General features: G+C 65.5%; 24 protein-coding genes and 1 tRNA gene. 11 read left to right on the forward strand and 14 right to left on the reverse strand.

Annotated elements, in window-relative coordinates:
- Nucleotides 1-66: 66 nt before the first annotated feature.
- From DI041_RS15440 to DI041_RS15455, 4 genes are all read right to left on the reverse strand, one after another.
- On the reverse strand, nt 67-1,488 hold the full coding sequence (locus tag DI041_RS15440; RefSeq protein ID WP_136639340.1) for a M28 family peptidase: 1,422 nt from the start codon (nt 1,486-1,488) through the stop codon (nt 67-69).
- Nucleotides 1,489-1,713: 225 nt separating this feature from the next.
- Entirely contained in the window at nt 1,714-2,118 is a 405-nt protein-coding gene (mscL, locus tag DI041_RS15445; protein WP_046985469.1) for a large-conductance mechanosensitive channel protein MscL, read from the reverse strand.
- 55 nt (nt 2,119-2,173) lie between these two features.
- Nucleotides 2,174-2,890 (reverse strand): fumarylacetoacetate hydrolase family protein, encoded by a 717-nt coding sequence (locus DI041_RS15450; protein ID WP_006387611.1) that lies wholly within the window; start codon nt 2,888-2,890, stop codon nt 2,174-2,176.
- Nucleotides 2,891-2,965: 75 nt separating this feature from the next.
- A complete protein-coding gene (locus DI041_RS15455) occupies nt 2,966-3,247 on the reverse strand; it encodes a hypothetical protein (protein ID WP_046985468.1) in 282 nt (93 codons plus the stop codon).
- Nucleotides 3,248-3,425: 178 nt separating this feature from the next.
- Between DI041_RS15455 and DI041_RS15460 the strand changes: the two genes are divergently transcribed.
- Entirely contained in the window at nt 3,426-3,761 is a 336-nt protein-coding gene (locus DI041_RS15460; RefSeq protein WP_046985467.1) for a Rieske (2Fe-2S) protein, read from the forward strand.
- A gap of 394 nt (nt 3,762-4,155) precedes the next feature.
- Here DI041_RS15460 and DI041_RS15465 read toward each other — a convergent pair whose 3' ends face one another.
- The 4 genes from DI041_RS15465 to thiS all read right to left on the reverse strand — a co-directional run bounded on the left by DI041_RS15465 (nt 4,156) and on the right by thiS (nt 7,905).
- Nucleotides 4,156-6,003, reverse strand: coding sequence for an SLC13 family permease (locus tag DI041_RS15465; RefSeq protein ID WP_046985466.1), 1,848 nt, complete (start codon nt 6,001-6,003; stop codon nt 4,156-4,158).
- Nucleotides 6,004-6,030: 27 nt separating this feature from the next.
- Complete coding sequence (trmB, locus tag DI041_RS15470; protein ID WP_136639339.1) at nt 6,031-6,765, reverse strand: tRNA (guanosine(46)-N7)-methyltransferase TrmB; 735 nt, start codon at nt 6,763-6,765, stop codon at nt 6,031-6,033.
- Nucleotides 6,765-7,559 carry a thiazole synthase gene (locus DI041_RS15475; protein WP_006387459.1) on the reverse strand — a complete coding sequence of 265 codons (795 nt, stop codon included), beginning with the start codon at nt 7,557-7,559 and terminating at the stop codon, nt 6,765-6,767. Before DI041_RS15475 ends, trmB begins: the two co-directional genes overlap by 1 nt.
- A 145-nt stretch (nt 7,560-7,704) precedes the next feature.
- A complete protein-coding gene (gene thiS / locus DI041_RS15480) occupies nt 7,705-7,905 on the reverse strand; it encodes a sulfur carrier protein ThiS (protein ID WP_046985464.1) in 201 nt (66 codons plus the stop codon).
- A 207-nt stretch (nt 7,906-8,112) separates the two neighbouring features.
- Between thiS and DI041_RS15485 the strand changes: the two genes are divergently transcribed.
- Together DI041_RS15485 and DI041_RS15490 are read left to right on the forward strand one after the other, a co-directional pair.
- Nucleotides 8,113-9,948 carry an autotransporter domain-containing esterase gene (locus DI041_RS15485; RefSeq protein ID WP_046985463.1) on the forward strand — a complete coding sequence of 612 codons (1,836 nt, stop codon included), beginning with the start codon at nt 8,113-8,115 and terminating at the stop codon, nt 9,946-9,948.
- A gap of 121 nt (nt 9,949-10,069) precedes the next feature.
- A tRNA-Gly gene (locus DI041_RS15490) sits at nt 10,070-10,143 on the forward strand.
- Nucleotides 10,144-10,279: 136 nt separating this feature from the next.
- Here the strand turns inward: DI041_RS15490 and DI041_RS15495 are convergent.
- Nucleotides 10,280-11,017, reverse strand: coding sequence for a hypothetical protein (locus DI041_RS15495; protein WP_046985478.1), 738 nt, complete (start codon nt 11,015-11,017; stop codon nt 10,280-10,282).
- 287 nt (nt 11,018-11,304) lie between these two features.
- Here DI041_RS15495 and DI041_RS15500 point away from each other — a divergent pair, with 287 nt between their 5' ends.
- Together DI041_RS15500 and DI041_RS15505 are read left to right on the forward strand one after the other, a co-directional pair.
- Nucleotides 11,305-11,709, forward strand: coding sequence for a DUF805 domain-containing protein (locus DI041_RS15500; protein ID WP_136639338.1), 405 nt, complete (start codon nt 11,305-11,307; stop codon nt 11,707-11,709).
- A 39-nt stretch (nt 11,710-11,748) separates the two neighbouring features.
- Complete coding sequence (locus DI041_RS15505) at nt 11,749-12,930, forward strand: hypothetical protein (RefSeq protein WP_136639337.1); 1,182 nt, start codon at nt 11,749-11,751, stop codon at nt 12,928-12,930.
- Nucleotides 12,931-13,010: 80 nt separating this feature from the next.
- Here DI041_RS15505 and DI041_RS15510 read toward each other — a convergent pair whose 3' ends face one another.
- A complete protein-coding gene (locus DI041_RS15510; protein WP_046985460.1) occupies nt 13,011-13,433 on the reverse strand; it encodes an acyl-CoA thioesterase in 423 nt (140 codons plus the stop codon).
- Between the two features lie 79 nt (nt 13,434-13,512).
- Nucleotides 13,513-13,878 (reverse strand): hypothetical protein, encoded by a 366-nt coding sequence (locus DI041_RS15515; RefSeq protein ID WP_248298490.1) that lies wholly within the window; start codon nt 13,876-13,878, stop codon nt 13,513-13,515.
- 166 nt (nt 13,879-14,044) lie between these two features.
- Here DI041_RS15515 and rimK point away from each other — a divergent pair, with 166 nt between their 5' ends.
- The 6 genes from rimK (at nt 14,045) to DI041_RS15545 (ending at nt 18,949) form a co-directional block, all read left to right on the forward strand.
- Nucleotides 14,045-14,923: a 30S ribosomal protein S6--L-glutamate ligase gene (gene rimK, locus DI041_RS15520; RefSeq protein WP_006387331.1), complete on the forward strand. Its 879-nt coding sequence runs from the start codon at nt 14,045-14,047 to the stop codon at nt 14,921-14,923.
- A 246-nt stretch (nt 14,924-15,169) separates the two neighbouring features.
- Nucleotides 15,170-15,646 carry a hypothetical protein gene (locus DI041_RS15525; RefSeq protein WP_046985458.1) on the forward strand — a complete coding sequence of 159 codons (477 nt, stop codon included), beginning with the start codon at nt 15,170-15,172 and terminating at the stop codon, nt 15,644-15,646.
- A gap of 94 nt (nt 15,647-15,740) precedes the next feature.
- A complete protein-coding gene (locus tag DI041_RS15530) occupies nt 15,741-16,211 on the forward strand; it encodes a hypothetical protein (protein WP_046985457.1) in 471 nt (156 codons plus the stop codon).
- Nucleotides 16,212-16,313: 102 nt separating this feature from the next.
- Nucleotides 16,314-16,775, forward strand: a complete 462-nt coding sequence (locus DI041_RS15535; RefSeq protein ID WP_046985456.1) for a hypothetical protein — start codon at nt 16,314-16,316, stop codon at nt 16,773-16,775.
- 166 nt (nt 16,776-16,941) lie between these two features.
- Nucleotides 16,942-17,619 carry a response regulator transcription factor gene (locus tag DI041_RS15540; RefSeq protein ID WP_005410804.1) on the forward strand — a complete coding sequence of 226 codons (678 nt, stop codon included), beginning with the start codon at nt 16,942-16,944 and terminating at the stop codon, nt 17,617-17,619.
- Nucleotides 17,582-18,949: a sensor histidine kinase gene (locus DI041_RS15545; protein ID WP_012511942.1), complete on the forward strand. Its 1,368-nt coding sequence runs from the start codon at nt 17,582-17,584 to the stop codon at nt 18,947-18,949. Before DI041_RS15540 ends, DI041_RS15545 begins: the two co-directional genes overlap by 38 nt.
- A 200-nt stretch (nt 18,950-19,149) precedes the next feature.
- Here the strand turns inward: DI041_RS15545 and coaE are convergent, their stop codons facing one another.
- From coaE to DI041_RS15560, 3 genes are read right to left on the reverse strand one after another with little or no spacing between them, the layout of a single operon-like run.
- Complete coding sequence (gene coaE, locus DI041_RS15550; protein WP_136639336.1) at nt 19,150-19,761, reverse strand: dephospho-CoA kinase; 612 nt, start codon at nt 19,759-19,761, stop codon at nt 19,150-19,152.
- Nucleotides 19,762-19,772: 11 nt separating this feature from the next.
- Nucleotides 19,773-20,636, reverse strand: a complete 864-nt coding sequence (locus DI041_RS15555; RefSeq protein ID WP_032128827.1) for a prepilin peptidase — start codon at nt 20,634-20,636, stop codon at nt 19,773-19,775.
- Nucleotides 20,637-20,643: 7 nt separating this feature from the next.
- Nucleotides 20,644-21,903 (reverse strand): type II secretion system F family protein, encoded by a 1,260-nt coding sequence (locus DI041_RS15560; protein ID WP_136639335.1) that lies wholly within the window; start codon nt 21,901-21,903, stop codon nt 20,644-20,646.
- Between the last annotated feature and the right edge of the window lie 223 nt (nt 21,904-22,126).

The following is a 22,126-nucleotide window of genomic DNA, read 5'->3' on the forward strand; positions in this document are numbered from 1 at the left end:
GGTGCGAACCTTGGTTCGCACCGCTCCCGCCGCTGCGCTCGCCGGGCATGGCCCGGCGCTACTGCGTCATTCGTTCGGCGGCGTGGTCGCCTTGGCTTCGCTGCCGAAGCTGCCATCGGCTTCCGCCGCCAGATACGCGAACACGGTGTAGGCGGCCACGTTCTGTGCCAGCGCCTTCGGGTCGATCTTGTCCAGCGTGTCGTCGGCGGTGTGGTGCAGGTGGAAATAGTCCGAGCCGTCCTGCGCCAGCCACGCCCATGCACCGCCCTTGGCCGCCAGCGGGCCGACGTCCGGGCCCGGACCACCCTTGTCGGCCTGGTACTCGATGCCCAGCGGCTTCATCACTTCGGCAATCTGCTTCGTCGCTTCGCGCGAGCCTTCCGGGTTCGGCGAACCGGTGTTGAAGGCGTAGATGCGGCCAGCACCGAAGTCGCTCTCGGCGGCCAGCTGGTGCAGGGCCACATCCTTGGCATGCGCTTCGGCGTAGGCCTTGCCGCCATACAGGCCCTGTTCTTCGTTGGCGAACGCGATCACGCGGATGGTGCGCTTCGGCGCCTGCTTCAGCTGGCCGATCAGATGACCAGCGGCCATGGTGATGCCCACGCCTGCACCGTCATCCACCGCGCCGGTGCCCAGGTCCCAGGAATCCAGGTGACCACCGATCACCACCACTTCCTTGGGCAGGCTGCGGCCGGTGATCTCGCCGATCACGTTGTACGAGGTGGCGGTGCCATCCCAGCCGCAGTCCAGCGCCACCTTCACCGTGGTGCTGCCACGGGCCAGCAGGCGGGCCAGCTGATCGGCGTCGGGCACCGACAGTGCCGCCGACGGCACCGGGGTCAGGCCGTCGTCGAAGCGGGTGATGCCGGTATGCGGCACGCGGTGGGAATCGGTACCGGCCGAACGCATCAGGAAACCGACCGCGCCCTTGCGGATCGCCTCGGACGGGCCCTTGCTGCGGATCGCGCCGCCACGGCCGTAGTCGCGTCCATCGCGGAAGGGCAGCATCTGGTAATCGACGAAGGCGATCTTGCCCTTCAACGAACCGGCCGGTGCTGCCTGCAGCGCAGCCAGGTCGGCGAAGCGCACGACTTCGGCTTCCACCGTGCCGCCCGGGCTGCCGCCCAGCGCGGTGATCTGCAGCGGCTGCGGGTTCCTGCCGGTTACGGCGGCGTGTTCACTGCGGCGCTCCCATTTCGGGAAGGTCACCGGCTCTTTCCAGACCTTGTCGAAACCGAGTGCCTTGAACTTGGCTTCGGCCCAGGCCACGGCGCGAGCGTCAGCTTCGCTGCCGGCGATGCGTGGGCCGATCTCGGTGGTCAGCGATTCGACCACCTTCCAGCCGGTGTCGTCAGCCAGCGCCTGGTCGCGCAGCTGCGCAGCGGTGGCCAGCGAAGCCGGGGGCAGGGTGGTGGTGTGCGGCGCCGCGAAGGCCGGGGCGGCCAGCAGGGCGAGGGAGGATGCGATGGCAAGGATGCGGCGACGCATGGACAGCTCCGGGAAGGGACCAAGCCTTGGAGCTTAACAGTCGTTCAGGCCCGCGCATGGGCGGGAGGTCATGGCTGGCGCGAACGCTGTTTTCCGCCACGTCCGGCAAAGCGAAAGCCCCGCCGGAGCGGGGCTTTCGTGCAGTCGCGGTAGTGCCGGCCGCTGGCCGGCACCACGGTTGTTCCGACGTTGCCGGCCAGCGGCCGGCACTACCGGTAGGCCGCCTTATTTCTTCAGGCTGTCGCGGATCTCGCGCAGCAGCACCACTTCCTCGGCCGGTGCGGCCGGAGCGGCTTCCTTCTTGCGCGACAGGCGGTTGATCACCTTGATCACCAGGAAGATGGCGAAGGCCACGATCACGAACTGGATCAGCGTGTTGATGAAGTCGCCGTAGCCGATCACCACGGCGGGGATTTCCTTGCCGTCGGCACCGATGCTGGCCGGTGACAGCGTCCACGCCAGCTGCGAGAAATCCACCTTGCCGATCAGCATGCCCAGCGGCGGCATGATGATCTTCTCGACCAGCGCGGTCACGATCTTGCCGAAGGCCGCGCCGATCACCACGCCGACGGCGAGGTCGATGACGTTGCCGCGCATCGCGAATTCCTTGAACTCGGTGAGCATTCCCATTGTTGTTTTTCTCCGGTGGGGGAAGTGGACAGCGCGCAGGGTAGCGCAGGTGATGTCAGCCGGCGATCACGCCGTGGCGCTCGGCCACGTTTTCCAATCGGGCACTGAAACGGTCGCCGGGCTTCAGCGCCGCCACCCCGGACGGGGTACCCATGAACACAAGGTCGCCGGCACGCAGCTGCCACAGCTTGGACAGCTCATGCAGGATCTCCGGCACGTTCCAGATCATCTGGTCGAGCAGGGCCTGCTGGCGGACCTCGCCGTTGACCTCCAGCGACAGGTTCAGCGCGGCCAGGTCGCCCACTTCAGCGGCATGCACGATCTCGCTGATCGGTGCCGAAGCATCGAAGCCCTTGGCTGCATCCCACGGATGGCCCTTGTCCTTGGCGGCGGCCTGCAGGTCGCGACGGGTCAGATCCAGTCCGACTGCATAGCCGTAGACCAGCGCATCGGCATCGGCCACGGCCAGTTCACCGGCCGGCGCATCACGGCCGATCGCCACCACCAGTTCCACTTCGTGGTGCAGGTTGGCGGTTGCCGGGGGATAGGGGATGGCATCGTCGTGGCCGACCACGATCGCATCGGCCGGCTTGCTGAAGAACATCGGACGGCCGCGGTCGTCGGCCGCCGGCACCGCTGCGCCCATTTCGCGGGCATGGTCGGCGAAATTGCGGCCGACGCAGTAGATACGGTGCACGGGGAAGCTGCCACCACCCACCACCGGCACACGCGGCAGGGCTACGGCAGGAATCACATCGGAGACATCGGACATGCGGGCATCCAGGAAGGGCGTGCCCGCAGTCTAGAACGCATGGCGCCCGCCGTCAGCGGGCGCGGAGGGCGTGGATCAACGCGAGGCCGGCAGCACCGGCTTGCGCACCACGCGGAACTCGCCCTCGACCACGTTCGGGTCGAGAGGACGGGCAGTGCCCGGCTTGCGCGAAGCCAGCAGCTTCCATGCCAGGCCGACCAGGATCATCGCCGCACCGACGAACACGCCAATGAACACCATCGCGGCCAGGATCGCCAGGCCGAGCAGGCCCACGGCAACGCGCACCAGCGGGTGACGCGGCTTGCGCGGCGCGAACAGGGTGCGGAACTGGTTGAAGGCGGATGCGCGATTGAACATGGCGGCTCGATAGGCTGGAATCAGCGAAACCAGAGTATCGGGAGGTGCCACTGTCTTTGAGTGAAAAACTCGTTAAATATAGCCTGTGCTTATTACGAATCAATGACTTGTGTTCATGTTGCAGCCAGTCACCTGAGTGGGCGTGCGACAATGCGCGTTTACTGTCCGAGCCTTCGCCATGACTGCCGCTGCTGCCCTGATCGCCCTTGATGCCATTGCCGATGGCGCGTTCGCCGAGGTCGAGGCGGTGGTCGATGGGGATGCCGAGTCGCTGGTGTTGTATCGCGACGGGTCTCAGGTGCGGGCGTTCCTGAACATCTGCCCGCATGCCGGTCGCCGCCTGGACTGGGCACCGGGCCAGTTCCTGAAGAGCCGCGAAGGCCACCTGGTATGTGCAGCGCACGGCGCCTCGTTCGCGCTGGACAGCGGCGACTGCATCGCCGGCCCCTGCAAGGGCGACCGCCTGCGCGCGGTGCCGGTGGACGTGCGCGACGGGCAGGTCTACCTGGCCTGAGGCCGGAAGCAGTCGAGCACGGCTCGACTCTACAAAAGTCGTGTCGACCAAGGTCGACACCTACCAACAGCGGTCCATGCCGTTCCGACAGATCGCGGAAATCTGTCGAAGGCGGGGTGAGTCCGGTGGCGGGGGTGTCCGCGGCATGGATGCCGCGGCCAAGCCCCCATGGGTGAGGGCGCTTTGCTTGCGAAGCACTGCTTCGCAAGCGCCCGAACGCACAGCCGCCAGCGGCTGGGCCGGTCTGGGGGTTTACGGCGTCCCCCGCAACCGGACCCACCCGCCATCCCAAGGAATGCAGGCCGTTGCCGTTGCCGTTGCCGTTGCCGTTGCCGTTGTCGTTGTCGTTGCCTCGGCGGGTGCAGGGCGCACCCCTGCCAACAAATCCCAACCCTCAGAACATCAGGTTGATCATCAACACCACCACGCACGTATAGATCAGCGACAGTGGTCCGCCAACCCGCCACATTTCGCGTGGGGTGTAGTTGGCCGGGCCGGTGATCATCGAGATCACCGGATTGGAGGCCGTCATCAGGTTGTTGGACGCCGACAGCGCCACGATCAGCGCGAACGCCGTCGGGTTGCCGCCCGCGGCCAGCGCCAGGTTCACCGCAATGGGCACCATCACGATGGTCGCGCCCACATGGCTGATCACCAGCGAGAACGCCGTGGTCAGCAGCGCCAGTGCGACTTCCAGCACCCATACCGGGATGCCGGTAGGCAGCTTGTCGATGGTGTGGCCGGCCACCCATGCCGCCGCGCCGCTGGAGTCCATCGCCCAGCCGAGCGGGATCAGCCCGGCCATCATGAACACTGTTTTCCAGTTGATCGAGGCGTAGGCCTCGTCCATGCGCAGCACGCCGGTCAGCAGCATGCCGGCCACGCCGGTCATCAGGGTCAGCGCCACCGGCAGCTTGCTGGTCAGCGCGATCAGGATGGTCAACGCGAAGATCGCCATCGCGATCTTGAACTTGTGCGGGCGCTGCTCGCCGGTCGGGTAGTCGGTTACCACCACGAAGTCACGACTCCTGGCGGCCTGTGCCAGGTCGGTCCAGATGCTGTGGAAGACCAGCATGTCGCCGGCACGCAGCTGCACATCGCGCACGTCCTCGCGGATCACCTGCTTGTCGCGGTTGATCGCCAGCAGGCTGATGCCGCGCTCCTTGCGCAGGCGCAGGTCGGCCGCGCTCTTGCCGATCACGTTCGAGGTCGGTGGCACCACTGCCTCGGAGATGCCGGCGCGGCTGGGGTTGAACAGGTCACCGAGGTGCTTCAGGCGCGAGGACATGCGCAGGAACTGGTTCTGCGCGAAATCGTGGATCTGCTCGCGCGGGCCCATCGCCCCCAGCACGCTGCCGACCCAGATGCGCATTTCCGCCGGTGGCGCCAGGCGGGTGTCATTGCCGGTTTTCAGGGCCAGCAGCAGCGGCGCATCATGCAGATTCTCGGCCTCGCCCAGGGTCATGCCGACCAGCGGGCTTTCAGCGCTGACCACCAGTTCGAACACGTCGCCTTCGATGCCATAGGTCTTTGCGAAGTAGCTCTCGGTGCGTGCCGGGGTGACCCCGTCGTTGACCAGGCTTTCCTCTTCCACCAGCTTGCGGTCGCCGTAGTAGCGGAAGTACAGCAGCGAAGCGATCAGCAGCGCCACGCCGATCGGCAGCGGCGCGAACATGCGCAGCGGTTCGATGGTGGCCAGGCCCGAGGGCAGGTTGTTGTTGGCCGAGGCCAGCAGATCGTTCAGCAGGATCAGCGGCGAGTTGCCGACCATGGTCAGCGCGCCACCCATCACGATCGCCGCCGAGATCGGCAGCAGCAGCCGCTGCATGGTCAGGCCCGTGCGCGCCGCCAGCCGCGAGGCTACCGGCAGGTACAGCGCCATCACCGACGGATTCTGCATGAAGGACGAGTTCAGGCCGGCGATGGCCGTGGTCATCATCAGCAGCCGCTGCTCCACGCCATGGCCGCGCCGCAGCAGCCATGCGGCCAGCCGGTTCAGCGCCCCGGTGCGGTCCAGGCCGGCACCGAGGATGGTGGTGGCGATGATGCTCATCACCGCGTTACCGGAGAAACCACCGAAGATTTCCTCCGGCGCGATCAGGCCGGTGACGCCGAGCACCACCAGCACCACCAGCGCGACCACGTCGGCGCGGATGCGCTCGAACAGGAACATCGCCATCGTGAAGCCGACCAGCCCGAGCACGAGCTTCATGTCGTTGGTCAGCGTCAGCGCGGTATCCATGTGGGGAGCGGCGTCCTCAGGCGATCGTCAGGTGCGGTCGTACAACAGGTCCCAGACGCCATGGCCGAGCTTCTGGCCGCGGGTCTCGAAGTGGGTCTGCGGCCGCCAGTCCGGGCGCGGCACGCTGCCACGCGGACCGGCGCGGTTGACCAGGCCAGCGGTGGCGTCCAGCACGTCCCACATCTGCTCGGCGTAGTCCTCCCAGTCGGTGGCGCAGTGCAGGCGGCCGCCCGGGCGCAGCTTGCGCACGATCAGTTCGGCGAACGCCGGCTGCAGCAGGCGGCGCTTGTTGTGGCGCTTCTTGTGCCACGGATCCGGGAAGTAGATGCGCACTTCATCCAGCGCGCCATCGGCGATCTCGTTCTGCAGCACTTCCACCGCATCGTGGTGGTACAGGCGCACGTGGTCGGCTTCGTCCTCGGCCAGCGCGTTCAGCAGGCGGCCCACGCCGGGGGCGTGCACTTCGATGCCGATGTAGTCGCGCGACGGGTCGTGCTGGGCGGCGAAGCGCATGGCCGCGCCATTGCCGAAGCCGATTTCCAGCACCTTGTGCGCGGGACGGCCGAAGGTCGCATCCAGGTCACGCGGCTGGCCGCTGTAGTCCAGGCCGAAGCGTGGCCAGCGTTCGTCGAACGCGCGCTGCTGGGCCGGAGTGAAGCGGCCCTGACGCAGCACGAAACTGCGCACTTCGCGGCGACCTTCACTGACCGTGAAGGGCTTGGGCGGGGCCTTGGAACCCGCGCTGTCGAAAGGATTGGTCATCAGCCGATCAACCCGTCAATCGGCGACGACGCACTGGCATAGCGCTTGCGCGGGATTCGCCCGGCCAGGAAGGCCTCGCGTCCGGCTTCGACCGCCTTGCGCATGGCGCTGGCCATCAGCACCGGGTGGCGCGCGCCGGCAATGGCGGTGTTCATCAGCACGCCATCGCAGCCGAGCTCCATCGCGATCGCCGCATCCGAAGCGGTGCCGACGCCGGCGTCGACGATGATCGGCACCTTGGCGTCTTCGATGATCTGCAGCAGGTTGTACTTGTTCTGGATGCCCAGGCCCGAACCGATCGGCGCGGCCAGCGGCATCACCGCAGCGCAGCCGATCTCTTCCAGGCGCTTGGCCAGGATCGGGTCGTCGGAGGTGTAGACCATCACCTCGAAACCGTCCTTGACCAGCTGCTCGGCGGCCTTGAGGGTCTGCACCACGTCCGGGTACAGCGACTTCTGGTCGCCAAGCACTTCGAGTTTGGTCAGGTTGTGGCCGTCCAGCAGCTCACGGGCCAGGCGGCAGGTGCGCACGGCATCCTCGGCGGTGTAGCAGCCGGCGGTGTTGGGCAGGATGGTGAAACGCTCCGGCGGCAGCACGTCGAGCAGGTTCGGCTCGCCCGGGTTCTGCCCGATGTTGGTGCGGCGGATGGCCACGGTGACGATCTGGGCGCCTGCAGCCTCGGTGGCCAGGCGGGTTTCTTCCAGATCCTTGAACTTGCCGGTGCCGGTCAGCAGCCGCGAGCCATAGGTCTTGCCGGCGATCACCAGCGAATCGGGGGAGACTTGAACGTTCATGGCGCGATTATCGCTTATCCGCCTGAAGATGGGGTCACGTAGAGGGCTGGGTCGGATCCCTTTGCCAGGGCAAAGGGCTCTGACCCGCTGCGAAGTGGTTCTGGGGCAGAGCCCATCGCAATTCGATGGGATCCGACCCCGGCCATCAGCCCCCGCCCAGCGCGTGCACGATCTCCACTACGTCGCCTTCGGCCAGCGCATGTTCGCCATGGCGGCTGCGGCTGACGATCTCGCCGTTGACCTCCACCGCCACCCGGCGCTGCAGCAGCTGCTCGGCCTCGAGCAGGTCGTGGAGGGTCGCCGAAGCGGGCAGGGTACGCGGTTCGCCATTGAGCTGGATGTTCATCCGCTCATTGTCGCTGATGGCACGTCAGGATCGGAATGCTTGCAACTTCCTCCGGGCGCCAACGCTGGCACAGCGCACTGTCAGGCGATCAGGCGACAATCCATGCGGCGGCGCAGCGTGAGCAAAAGGCGGCGCGGTGAAACCATTCACCGTGCGCCGGCGTACGTGCGCCGGATTCCTACCTATCTTCCCCACAGGAGTTTCTACATGCAGCTCAGCAAACACCCGATCCGCTCCCTGATGGCGGCCGCGATCGCGCTGGCCGCGCTTCCGGCCATGGCAGGCGAAAACCCGTACTCGAAGGCCGTGTTCTTCGGTGACAGCCTGACCGACGCCGGTTACTTCCGTCCGCTGCTGCCGGCGGCCACCCAGGGGGCCACCGGTCAGTTCACCACCAACCCGGGCTGGGTGTGGTCACAACAGGTGGCCAACTACTACGGCCTCAACAACGGCGCCAACGGCAATGGCCAGAACGGTGACAATTACGCCGCAGGCGGTGCCCGTGTCAGCGTGGACGTACCGAGCGCGCTGGGCGTCATCCCGTCGCTGAAGACGCAGGCCAACCGTTACCTGGCTGCGAACGGCGGCAAGGCAGATCGCAATGCCCTGTACACCGTATGGGGTGGCGCCAACGACCTGTTCGCTGCAGCTGGCGCTCCGACGCAGGCCCAGGCCATCATCGGCGCAGCCGTTACCGATCAGATTGCCCTGGTCGGCGCGCTGAAGCAGGCAGGGGCACAGTACGTGCTGGTGCCGAACCTGCCGAATGTCGGCCTGACTCCGGCATTCCGTGGCCCGAATGCGGCCACCGCCACTGCGCTGTCCGCGGGTTACAACAAGGCCCTGTACGGTGGCCTGAAGCAGGCCGGCATCGAGTTCATTCCGCTGGATACCTTCACCGTGCTGAGTGAAGTGGCTGCCAACCCGGCCATGTACGGTTTCACCAACGTCACCAGCACCGCCTGCAAGATCGATCCGAACAACTCGACGGTCAGCATCCTGACCTGCAATCCGACCAGCTATGTCAGCCCGGATGCGTACCAGACCTATCTGTTCGCCGATGGCGTGCATCCGACCGTCGCTGGCCACCAGCTGCTGGGTCAGTACGCCGTTTCGGTGCTGGAAGCACCGCGCCTGCAGCAGGTGCTGAGCCACTCGGCACAGACCATCGGCCGCTCGCGTGCCGATCAGGTCAGCAATCACCTGGGCGCCCGTCCGGCCGATGGCCTGTCGTGGTGGGGTGGCGTGCGTGGCGACCTGCAGCGCTACGACCACGCGGACCTGTATGACGGCCTCGCTCCGGCCGGCCTGTTCGGCATCGACTGGGCGCGCGACGGCGTGGTGCTCGGCGGCTTCGCCGGCTTCGGCCGCCTGAATGCCGACTTCGGCAACAGCCGTGGCGACTTCACCCAGAAGGACACCACCGCCGGCCTGTTCGCGGCATGGTACGGCGACCGCGTCTGGGTCAACGGCCAGGTCAGCTACACCTGGCTGTCGTATGACGTGAACCGCAAGGTCCAGCTGGGCCCGGCCACCCGCGAGCACGGTGGTTCGCCGGATGGCAGCAACCTCACTGCTGCACTGAACGCCGGTTATGAGTTCGGCACCGAAGGTGGCTTCCGCCATGGTCCGGTCGCTGCGGTGATCTGGCAGAAGGTCAAGATCGACGGTTACAGCGAAAGCGCCGCCGCCGGCACGCTGGCCACTGCCCTGGGCTACGACCGCCAGAACGTCGACTCCACCGTCGGCCGTATCGGCTGGCAGGCCCGCTTCGATGGCGGCACCGTCAAGCCGTACGTGCAGGTGACCTACGACCACGAGTTCGAGGACACCAAGCAGGCCAGCGCCTGGCTGCAGACGCTGCCGGAACTGGGCAGCTACCGCGTGCCGGGCCTGGACTTCGACAAGAACTACGCCACCGCCGTGCTGGGTGCGCGCATGGACCTGTTCGGCCTGCAGGGCAACGTTGGCCTGAGCACCACGGCCGCGCAGAAGCGCGCCCGCGATGCCTCGGTCTTCGCCACCGTCAGCGGCAGCTTCTGATCCAGAGCGGGGGCGGGGTCCTTTCCGCAGGGAAAGGGCTCCAACCCCGCCGCTGCATGGCAGGATGGACCGGCCACCATTGCGCAACACCGGCCGCTCCGCATAGACTTTCCACCGCAACGCGGGCGTAGCTCAATGGTAGAGCTGTAGCTTCCCAAGCTACTGACGTGGGTTCGATTCCCATCGCCCGCTCCATGTCTCCAGGGTATTCACCCCAGGCAGACGCGGCGCAATGGTTGAACCACACCGAAGCCAGGGTGTGGTGGCAGCGCCCTGACTTCTCTCTTCAATGCGTTGGGCTGTGGCTCCTCCGAACCACAGCCCGAGTGGCTTATGCGCCCGCTTGCGCGGCCGCGTCCTTGGCGGCGGCAGTGATGGAGCTTCCGAATCCGGTATACGTTGACCCGTTGCAATGCAGATAGGCACGGAATACGACGCCATTCAGTTCGGCATTGTCGAAGTAGCAGTGCGTGCCTGTTTCGGACGATTTCTTCACAAGGCGCATTGCAATCGCGTTTGAATCATCGACGCTGGAGCCAATGCCGGCAATGCTCCAGGACTGACCTGCTCGGCTACAGGTGTAGGGATACCTGTAGCCGTGTGCCGACCCGTAGTAGTAGTCAACATTGCAGCTTGCCTGCGTCGCAGCAAGATTGATGGCCAGTTCGAGCAGGTTCCTCCCCGCGGTCGTTGTCGACAGGCCGTAGGCGGAAAGGGAGGTGGAATCGCACTGCCCTTTGATTCCGACGCCGGGTGCTGGGATGCTGACATATGGATCGTGTGCGAGGACGCTGCATACGGGGCCTTCCTCGGCGACGGCGAGGAGCCCATTCGCATTGGCTGTCGCATCATCGATATTGCTGCCAACGCCCGAGACCGTACCATTCTTGCCGCATCGCCGGACCGCCACGCCACCGTGGTTCGGCAACATGTCCATGCCAGGATCACAGATGCCCGGCCCGATCGAGGATGCCCCTGAGTGCCCGCTGTGCTCACGTTCCACATTCGGTGCCACCGACGCCTGGGCCGAAAGCAGTGCAAGCATCAGGGGAAAGGAAATCGCAGCCATGTAAAACCTCAAATCCATGAGTGAGCGATGAAGCTAGCAGAAGCGTCTTTTGGGAAAACCGGAATTGAACCAATCCGTCGCTTCAGGAAGCCAGTGCTTCGATTCAAGATGCTCACGGCCATGAAAGTGCGAGGCAATTGGTATGTTGTTCTTGGCTGCGCGGCCTCCTCGGCAACGCCCGCTGTCTCCCAGGCTGTGTCGCGCCGGAAGATTCAGTCGGTGCTCGGCTTGGGGATGCTAAAAGATCGTTAACTTTTGGTTCCCAGCGCCCGCTGCCCGGAGCGAGAATGATCGCTGCACTCATGCCCATCAGGCGATGCCTTGATTTTTCAGGGCGATCCAACCGGACAGAATTCTGGTCGTATTCCCTGCTTGGCGGGTTCGTGGCGGGGTTGGGCTACATTCTGATGAATGCCAGCTCCTGGCTGATCGGTAGCGATCTCTACGATGGGGAAATGTCCCAGCGTCTGCAGGGAGCAGGAGTGGCAGTGGCGATGTTTGCCGTCATCGTCCTCCTCCCGCCGATGCTGGCCCTGGCCGTTCGGCGATTGCACGATATCGACGAGTCCGGCTGGTACGTGGTGATCGCATTCATTCCGTTGGGTGTGTTCGTTCTCTTTCCTCTCATGCTCCTTCCGGGGAGCGAGGAAGAGAATCGATTCGGCGGAATGCCTGGAGTGCCGGGCGCTTGAATCAGCGTTCTGGTGCGAAGTCGCAGCCACCACACCCGCATGATTGTTGATCGCATCACCCTCCGCCGATACACCCAATGGCTGCCGTTCCTGGCTTGGGTCGCCATCTGCGTGGCCTGGTGGTCGCCCTTGGGCGTGGTCGTTGGCCTGGCCGCATGCCTTGCCCTGGGAGGCGTGCTGCAGCGCTTCGATCTGGTTGGCGATGCCGTAGGCGGCGCACAGCTGCGCTCGCGGGCGACGCTGCCCTTTGCCACTCGGCCGCCCACGCACGATGTGCTGCTGGACTGGGGCGAGCTGGGTATGGGCGGGCCCGCCTACAGCACCCAGATGCTGCGCGATGGCGCCATCGTTGAAGGCGTATCGACCAGCGGCAGCCACGATGCCAGTGGTGAGTGGCAGCAGCTGGCAGGAAGCGTGCTGCGCGTGGCCAGTGGCTACATTGATCGCAGCGAAGCCGTGATCGTCTACGACGAAGCGGACAAGAGGGTGATGCACCTGCTGACGATTGTTCCCAGCCTGTTCTGGCAGGAACTGCACGAGCGTCGGCAGCTTGGCGGGGATGCCGAAGCTGCGGCGTGGCTGCGCGATCTTCCCAGTCGATTGACCACACTGCGCCCCTGTCGGGGTCTATGGCTGGAACAGGAACATCCGGCAGTGGCCGCCGGGTTGCCGCAGGCATTGCGGCATGTCCTGCCTGACGGTCGGGTTCTGCAGGCCATCCCGCTGCTTCCCGACGACCTGCGCCTGACCACACATCCGTCCCTGTTCACCCGCGTCTGCCCGTACGCCCTCTGCCTTGATGGCGAGGCCAGTGACCGTCATGCCTGCGATCTGGACACGGTCATCGCCAGCCCGTCAGGGCGATGCGTGGCGGTGGCGGGCAGCGTACTTGATGGGGATCTGCGTCCCATCGAGGGTGTGTGGCTCGTCCACTGGCAGGGGCATTGGCAGGCCATCGGCCGCCGTGCGATGGGCGGCAGTGGCAAGACCCGGAGTGGGGCCTGGATCGATGTGATCGCGGTCGGCGATGACGGAACGCTTCGCTGCGAAGCCTATGAGGAACACTGGACGTTCGAGGCGATCACACGCATCCCCACGCCACACACGGCATTGGCGCTGCCTGTGGAATGGCGGGAAACCGCATTGGCCGTGCGTGTCCGCGATGGGTGCTTCTCGTTGCGCCTGCCCCGTGCTGATCAGCGGCACGCATCCCCTGGATGAGCCATGAGGATGTCCCCGGCGATGGCCCTTCCACCGCCAGAGACGGCAAATGGGTGCGGATGACCGGATTTCCGGATGACTCATGTGCCTGCCGATTGCATCAGCTGCGCATACTCCTCGGTAAACAGCCCCGACAACGCCCGGCGCTGCTCTGCATCGATCACGCGCGAGGCGTTGGCTGTGTAGTCGAAATGCACCATCACGCAGCGCCCGCTGGCCACCAGGGCCTCGAACTGGAACGCCTGCTGCACGATCGACAGCGAGGAGCGGCCGATGTTCTCGATGCGGGTCTCGATGCGCACTTCGTGTCCGGCCTGTATCTGCTGCAGGAAGTCGATCTCGTAGCGGCGCAGGATCAGCGTCAGGTCGCGCATGCTGGCCTCGCGGCTGAAATGCCGGAAGATCTCCTGGCGGCCTTCCTCGAACCAGACGGGCAGGGCGGTGTTGGTGACGTGGCCGAGTACATCCACTTCGGAGAAGCGCGGAAGGATCGTCAGCGGCATGATGCCTCCGGGGCGTAGTGGGTGGGGTCTCCGGCGACGGTGCTGCCTTCGCCGGAGACAGTGCGGCGACTACTGGGCGTCAGTCTGAGTAGAAACCGTTGCCGAGGGTGCCGGGCAGGCCGGGTTCGGGCCACGGCATCAGTGACGTGCAGGCGTCATACAGCGTGCAGAAATCCTGCCGCAGCTGGGCAGGTACCCAGCTGCCGTAGGAAACGTCGGTCGAGTCGCCCTGGCAGGCGTAGGAAACATCGATCCAGCGCGTATTGGCGTGTGAGGCAACGCCCTGGTGCTGTGTCTTGCCTGTGCAGTAGCGCAGGCCCTGGCCGATCAGGGTGTTGTTGGCATCGAAGTAGAGCCGGGAGACTGCATGGGTCGGCGCAGCCTGTACGTCTGTGGCGCCTCCCACCAGGCCAAACAGCAACAACAGCGGAATTCCCATTCGCATCTGTGGTTCTCCTTGGTTTGTGCAAGCCGGCCGTGTCCTGTCCATTGGCCGGCAGGGGCATCTTCGCACAGCACTGCCAGGCGAGCAGATGCCGCCGTTCGCAGAGCATCATCCACCCGCCACACGCCCGCGCTATGCTGCGCGCCTGCCGTCCGATCCCGCCGCGATGAAGCTCGCCATCCTGTCCCGCAACAGCACCCTGTACTCCACCCGCCGGCTGGTCGAAGCGGCGCGCGCGCGCGGCCACACCGTACGCATCCTCGACCCGCTGCGCTGCTACATGCGCATCGCTGCCGATGGCTTCTCGATGCACTACAAGGGCCGGCCGATGACCGGTGTGGACATGGTCATTCCGCGCATCGGCGCCTCGATCACCCGCTATGGCACCGCCGTGCTGCGCCAGTTCGAGCTGATGGGCGCACGCACCCCCAATCCGTCCGATGCGATCCTGCGTTCGCGCGACAAGCTGCGCGCGCACCAGCTGCTGGCGGCCAAGGGCATCGACATGCCGGTCACCGTGTTCGGCGACAACCCCGATGACACCGTCGACCTGCTGTCCATGCTCGGCCCGCCGCCGCACGTGGTGAAGCTCAACGAGGGCACCCAGGGGCGGGGCGTGATCCTCACCGAGAAGGCCAGTGCCTCGCGCGGCATCGTCGAGGCCCTGCGTGGTCTGTACGCCAACTTCCTGATGCAGGAGTTCATTGGCGAGGCCAAGGGCGCCGACCTGCGCTGCTTCGTGGTGGGTGACCAGGTGGTGGCGTCGATGCAGCGGCAAGCGCCGGAAGGTGATTTCCGCTCCAACCTGCATGCCGGGGGGACCGCGGTAGCGGCCAAGGCCAGCCGCGCCGAGCAACAGGTGGCAGTACGTTCGGCCAAGGCACTGGGACTGTCCGTGTGCGGGGTGGACCTGATCCGCTCCGCGCGCGGGCCGCTGGTGCTGGAAATCAATTCCACACCTGGGCTGGAAGGAATCGAAGCCGCCTGCGGAGTGGATGTCGCCACGCGTATCATCGAGCACGTCGAGAAGCTTAAAAAACCCTGATATTTCAACCAATTATGATTCTCATGGGCAAATGACGCCGGCTTTAACGAGCCTTTAATCGGTGCCGGCGTAGGCTTCAGCGAACCGCAGCTCTGCCTCTCAGCAGGATCGGTATCGGGATACAACTTCAGACCCAGGCGGGGGCACCGCCTGGGTCTTTTTTATGCCTGCCGAAGGCCCCTTGTGGAGGCCGCGTGACGGCCGTAGAGTGACGCGCATCGTTCCTGGATGGATCGGAGGCTGGCGATGTACCGCATCACGATGATCGCGTTGTTGCTGGGGCTGTCCGGCGCGGCTGCCGCCAAGCCGGAAAAGACCGCCCTACAGATGGACCGGCAGGCGCCGGTGGCCGGACAGATCCGCCAGGTGGAGGCAGCCCTGGCCACTCCTGAATACGCCGAGTTGTCCAATGAGGACCGCAGCCGCGTGCAGCAGTCACTGGAACGGATCCGCTCGCGGATGGGCGAACGCCAGACCGTGCAGGAGCTGCCACCGCAGGAGCAGGCCGACGTCTTCAACGAGCAGGAGCGGATCAATACCCTGCTGACCCGTGGCCATGACGACAGCCGCCAGATCTGCACCTACCAGCGCACCACCGGCAGCAACATGCCCAAGGGGCGCTGCCTGACCGTGGCCGAGCGGCGCCGTATCGAGGAAAAGGGCAAGGCCCTGATCAACGACCAGCGCAGCTACAGCAACCTCGTTCCGCCTTCCGGGCGCTGATCCCCGTGTCCCACACCTGCCTTGCGCTGCGCATGGCCGCATCGACAGATTCCCGTTTCTAGCCGTTCAATCATGGACGAACATGGAGGTAGTGATGCAACGCATGACCCCGATTGCCCTGATGGTGTGCCTGGGCCTGGCCGCAACGGCGCAGGCGAAGCCAGAAAAGAGTGAAGTGAAGTTCGACGCCAAGGCGCCGGTGGCCGAGCAGATCCAGGCCGTCGAAAAGGCGATCAGCTCCGAGAACTACAGCGAGATCGGCCTGGAGGACAAGAGCCGGGTGCAGCAGGCGCTGGGCCGGATCAAGCTGGCGGTGGGTGACCACCAGAACGTGGAGCAGCTCAGCCCGCACGACCAGACCCAGGTCTTCAACGACCAGGAAGTGATCAATACGATCATGACCCGCGCCCACGCCGACAGCCGCATGGTCTGCCGTCGCGAGCGCAGCACCGGCAGCAACATGCCGCAGAGTGTCTGCCTGACCGTGGCGCAACGCCGCAAGGCGCAGGAAGAAAGCCGCAAGGCGCTCAACGACACTCAGCGCTTCAACAACTACAAGCCCTGATCGCAAGGCATCGCCAACGGTCACCCTGCCGAGCGTCCCTTGTGGGCGCATCGGCGGAGTCGTAAAGTTGGTCCCCATTCATGGAAGAACCTGGAGTGCGTTATGTACCGCAAGACCACGCTGGCCCTGATGCTGTCGCTGGGCCTGGTTGCCACTGTGCACGCCAAGGCCGAGAAGCAAGGCGTTCGGATGGACGGCGGCGCACCGGTGGCCGAGCAGATCCGCCGCGTTGAAGCGGCCATCGGCAGCGAGGACTACAGCGAGATCGGGCTGGAGGACAAGAGCCGGGTGCAGCAGGCACTGAACCGCATCAAGATCAAGATGAATGGCCGCGAGAAGGTTGATGAGCTTGCGCCGCAGGAGCGTAACGACGTCTTCAACGAGCAGGAGATCGTCAACACGATAATGACCCGTGCCCATGCCGACAGCCGCATGATCTGCCGCCGCGAGCGCCTGACCGGCAGCAACATGCCGCAGAGCGTCTGCCTGACCGTGGCCCAGCGCCGCAAGGCCCAGGAAGAAAGCCGCCGCGCGATGACCGACCAGCAGCGGATGAGCCGCTGACCGACGGCCCCGGCCCAGGCCATTCGCGACGGTCGCGGCGCCGGTACGAAATGTTAAGAATGGAACCTGTATCGTTCAGCAGGTAGACGTCGCGTCCACTCCGGCAGGTCCATCCTGCAGGGGTGGGCCTGGCCCCCCGACGACCCTTCAAGAACCAGAGGTTCCAGTGCGCATTCTCGTAATCGAAGACAACAGCGACATCGCCGCCAACCTGGGCGACTACCTTGAGGATCGTGGCCACACCGTGGACTTCGCGGCCGATGGTGTCACTGGCCTGCACCTCGCCGTCGTGCACGAGTTCGACGCGATCGTGCTGGACCTCAACCTGCCTGGCATGGACGGCATCGAAGTGTGCCGCAAGCTGCGCAATGAAGCGCGCAAGCAGACGCCGGTACTGATGCTGACTGCCCGGGATTCGCTGGACAACAAGCTGGCGGGTTTCGATTCCGGCGCCGACGACTACCTGATCAAGCCGTTCGCGCTGCAGGAAGTGGAAGTGCGCCTGAATGCCCTGTCGCGCCGCGGCAAAGGCGTGCAGACCCGCGTGCTGGAAACCGGTGACCTGGAATACAACCTGGATACGCTGGAAGTCCGTCGCCAGGGCAAGCTGCTGCAGCTCAACCCGACCGCGCTGAAGATCCTGCAGGCGCTGATGGAAGCGGCCCCGGCCGTGGTGACCCGCCAGGAGCTGGAAACCCGCGTGTGGGGCGAGGAACTGCCCGATTCGGATTCGCTGCGGGTGCACATCCATGGCCTGCGTGCGGTGGTCGACAAGCCGTTTGAAGTGCCGCTGATCCAGACCCGCCATGGCATCGGATACCGCATCGCCACCCCGGAAGCCTGATTCCGTGGCAGCCAAGGGGGAGCGCCGACGCACGCCGTATCGGCGACGCCTGCGCAGCCGCATCATCGTGTCGTTCGTGTTGTTGGGCTTCTGCCTGACAACACTGTTCGCGTTCGCCACCAACTGGGCCCGCCTGCGCGTGGAAAACCAGCTGGTGGAAGAGCTGATGAACCGCAACATCGATGAGTATGCGCGGCGCTATTACGAACATCCGGGTCACAACCCGGATGCCCCAGTGCTGCAGATCAAGGCGTACGCCTACTCCAAGGACAAATTCGACCGGGTGCGCGAAGAACGTGCGCAATGGGCGGGCTTCTCAGATGGCATCCACAGCGTCAGCGGCGATGAGCACGGCGAGGCGTATTCCTACAAGCTGGCGGTACGCAAGACGCCTGACGCCTGGTTCTTCCTCGCCTATGACATGACCGACAGCGTGCGTGGCGGCAAGCAGCTCAACCGCGCGCTGGTGCTGTCGGTGCTGGTGTTCAGCGTGCTGTCGCTGGTGCTGGGCTGGTGGTCGGCATCGAAGGTGATGAAACCGGTGTCGGACCTGGCCGCGCGGCTGCGTGCCTATCGTGGCGGTACCAGTGATCCCGAACCCTTGGCGCCACGCTTCCCCGACGACGAAGTGGGGCAGCTGGCCCAGGCGCTGGACGACTATTCCTCGCGGCTGACCGAGGTGGTGCAGCGCGACCGGGAGTTCAACGCCGACGTCAGCCATGAACTGCGCACGCCGCTGGCGGTGATCCGTGGCGCTACCGAACTGCTGCTGACCCGGCCCGGCCTGGACGAGAAGGTGCTGCAGCGCCTGCAGCGCATCCAGCGCGCCGAACAGCAGTGCAGCGACCTGATCGGCGCGCTGCTGCTGCTGTCGCGCAACGAGCGCGGGCAGGGCACCAGCAACGTCGCCCGCGTGGCCGAGCAGCTGCTCGATGCACATCGCGCACAGCTGGGCGGCAAGCCGCTGGAGCTGCTGCTGGAAGGCGAGCGCAACCTGGTGATCGATGCGCCCGAAGCGGCCCTGTCGGTGGCGCTGGGCAACCTGATCGGCAATGCCGTGAAGTATTCGCAGGACGGCGAGGTACGCGTGTTCGTCGGCACCAACTCGGTGTCGGTAACCGACAGCGGCCCGGGCCTGAGCGAAGAAGACGCCGCCAAGCTGTTCCAGCGTGGCTACCGCGGCACCCATGCCGGCCATTCGCAGGGCGGTGGTATCGGTCTGTCGATCGTCAGCCGCCTGTGCGACCTGTACGGCTGGCAGGTCAGCGTGCGCCCTGGCGGCGAACGCGGCGTGATCGCCACCCTGACGTTCTCGCCGAAGCCACTGTAAACGGTAGATGCCGACCTTGGTCGGCGCTGGCCCTGACGACCATGTAGAGCCGAGCCCACGCTCGGCTGCGTTGGGCTCCCGGAGCCGAGCATGGGCTCGGCTCTACAGTAGCCTGCGCCATGCATGGACGCCCGATCAGTAGATCCGCGCCATGCGTGGATGCGCTTCGGTAGTGCCGGCGGCTGGCCGGCAACCCGGCCTCAGCCCCCGGCCAACCCCAGATACCGTGCATGCAGCCGTTCCACCTGCACCTGCAGGTCCTCCGGCTGCCCATCATTGACCACCACGTCATCGGCCAGCGCCAAGCGCTGTGCGCGGCTGGCCTGCGCAGCAATCATCTGGTCGGCCAGCGCGGCGTCGATGCCGTCACGCAGCATCAGCCGGGCATGCTGCACGGCTTCCGGCGCATCCACCAGCAGCACCCGGTCCAGCCACGGATAGGCCTGCCGCCCACCAACCTCCGTCAACAGCGGAATGGCGGCAATTGCATAGGGGCTGGCGGCCTGCTCGCACTGCTGTTGCATCAGCAGGCGGATGGCCGGGTGGGTGATGGCTTCCAGTGCCGTCCGCTCGGCCGGGTCGGCAAACACATGGGCGCGCAGCCGGGCCCGGTCCAGGCCGCCATCGGCCAGCAGCATGTCGGCGCCGAAGCGCTCGGCGATGCGGGCCAGCGCCGGGCTGCCAGCGGCAACCACGGCGCGGGCGGCCAGGTCGGCGTCGGCCACCACGATCCCCAGCGCCTCGAAGCGCCGGGTCACTTCACTCTTGCCCGAGGCGATGCCGCCGGTCAGGCCAACCACATAGCGGCTCATGGGGACTCCCCTCAGCGCAGCCCGCTCATCACCAGGTACTGCTCCACCAATGGCGCACCCCACATGAAGTACAGCCAGCCGGCGATGGCCAGGTAGGGGCCGAACGGGATGGGGGTGGCGCGGTCACGGCCCCGGCTGTACAGCCAGATCGAGCCGATGATGGCGCCCAGCACCGAGGACAGCAGGATGATCGGCAGGATGCCCTTCAGCCCGCACCAGGCGCCCAATGCAGCCAGCAGCTTGAAATCGCCATGGCCCATGCCTTCCTTGCCGGTCAGCTGCTTGAACAGCCACCAGACCGTCCACAGCGACAGGTAACCCACCGCCGCGCCCACCAGGGCAGGCTTGGCCGGCATGTACAGGTTGTCGATGCTGCCTATCAGCCCCAGCCACATCAGCGGCAGGGTCAACTGGTCGGGCAGCAGCTGCGTGCGCAGGTCGATGCCGGACAAGGCGATCAGGAAACAGGTCAGCACAATGGCGCCGAAGCCCTGCCAGCCGAAGCCGAACTGCCAGACACAGGCCAGCACCAGCACCGAGGTCAGCGCCTCCACCAGCGGGTACTGCAGTGAGATGGGCGCCTTGCAGTGCCGGCATTTGCCGCCCTGGATGATCCAGCTGAACAGGGGGATGTTCTCGTACCAGCTCAGCTTGTGCTTGCAATGCGGGCAGTGCGACGGCTCCACCACGATCCCCGGTGGGGGTGGTTCATAGAAGTCCGGTTCCTCCAGGACTTCGCGCGCATCGCGCTTCCACTGCCACTCCAGCCGCTTGGGCAGGCGCAGGATGACGACGTTGAGGAAACTGCCCAGCAGCAGTCCCAGGGCGGCCGCGGCGGGGTAGCCGAGGCCGGGATGCTGGTCGAGAAAAGCCATGTATGTGTTATCCGACGACGGCGCCGAGTTTGAAGATGGGAAGGTACATGGCAATCACCATGCCGCCAACAATGGTACCAATGAACACCATGATCATCGGTTCCAGCAGGCTGCTCAGGGCATCCACCGAATTGTTGACCTCCTGCTCGTAGTACTCCGCCACCTTGAACAGCATGGCGTCCAGCGCACCGGCCTCTTCGCCGATGCCGGTCATCTGGATGACCATGTGCGGGAACAGGTTGGTCTGCTTCATCGACATGTTCACCGGGTAGCCCACCGAGACGTCGTCGCGCATGCGCAGCACCGCTTCTTCGTACACGGTGTTGCCGGTGGCGCCGGCCACGATGCCCAGCGCCTCCACCAGCGGCACGCCGGCCTTGAAGGTCACCGCCGTGGTGCGCGAGAAACGGGCGATGGCGCTGTTGTGCATGATCTGCCCGATCACCGGCACCTTCAGCACGAACCGGTCCATCGCATGCTGCATCTTCGGCGAGCGCTTGTAGGCCATGACCAGGCCGACCGCCGTACCGATCGCGACCAGCAGCATCAGCCACCACCACGACACCATGAATCTCGAGAGGTTCACCACCAGCTGGGTGAAGGCGGGCAGCTCGGCGCCGAAGCTCTTGAACACGTCCTCGAACTGCGGCACCACGAACACCAGCATGATGCCGCTGACCAGCATGGCCACCACCACCACCATGATCGGGTAGAACAGCGCCTTCTTGATCTTGCCCTTCAGCGCTTCGATGTTCTCCTTGTAGGTGGCCACCGTGTCCAGCACGGTTTCCAGCACGCCGGCGCCTTCGCCGGCCCGCACCAGGTTGCGGTACAGCTCATCGAACTGCACCGGGTGCTTGCTGACCGCTTCGTACATCGAGGAGCCGCCCTCGATGTCGGTGCGGATGGTGTCCACCAGCTTCTTCATGCGCGGGTTCTTGTGCCCGCTGGCAATGATGTCCAGCGACGACACGATCGGCACGCCGGACTTCATCATCGTGGCCATCTGCCGGCTGAAGAAGGCGATGTCCTTGGGCTTGACCGGGCTGCCGGCGGCGCCGAACAACGGTTTCGACTTCGGCTTGACCTGGCCCGGGTTGATGCCCTGGCGGCGCAGCTCGGCACGCAGCAGGTTGGCGTTCTTGGCCAGCTGCTCGCCCTTCATCTTCACGCCCCGCTTGTCGGTCCCCACCCAGACAAACGGCTGCAGCTCCATGGTGGCGCGTGCCACCGGCTCTTTCTTGATCGCACTGCGACTGACAGACATGTTGGCTCCCCAAGACCCGCCATCCCCAGGCGGGTAACTAGCCGTGGATGGTAGCGGGTTCAAGGCCGGATGGGCAGTTGGCGGGCGGCCCAGCGTGCGATTTCGTGCCGGCTGCCGGCCAAAGGTGACGCACTGCGTCACATTGCCGCGTCCATCGCAGATTCGGATGCGGGGGGTTCCCATCCACGAAATTGCTGCCATCATGGGCGCGGGGAAATCCAGG

The organism is Stenotrophomonas maltophilia (genome assembly GCF_004920835.1).
Taxonomy (GTDB): Bacteria; Pseudomonadota; Gammaproteobacteria; order Xanthomonadales; family Xanthomonadaceae; genus Stenotrophomonas; species Stenotrophomonas maltophilia_AQ.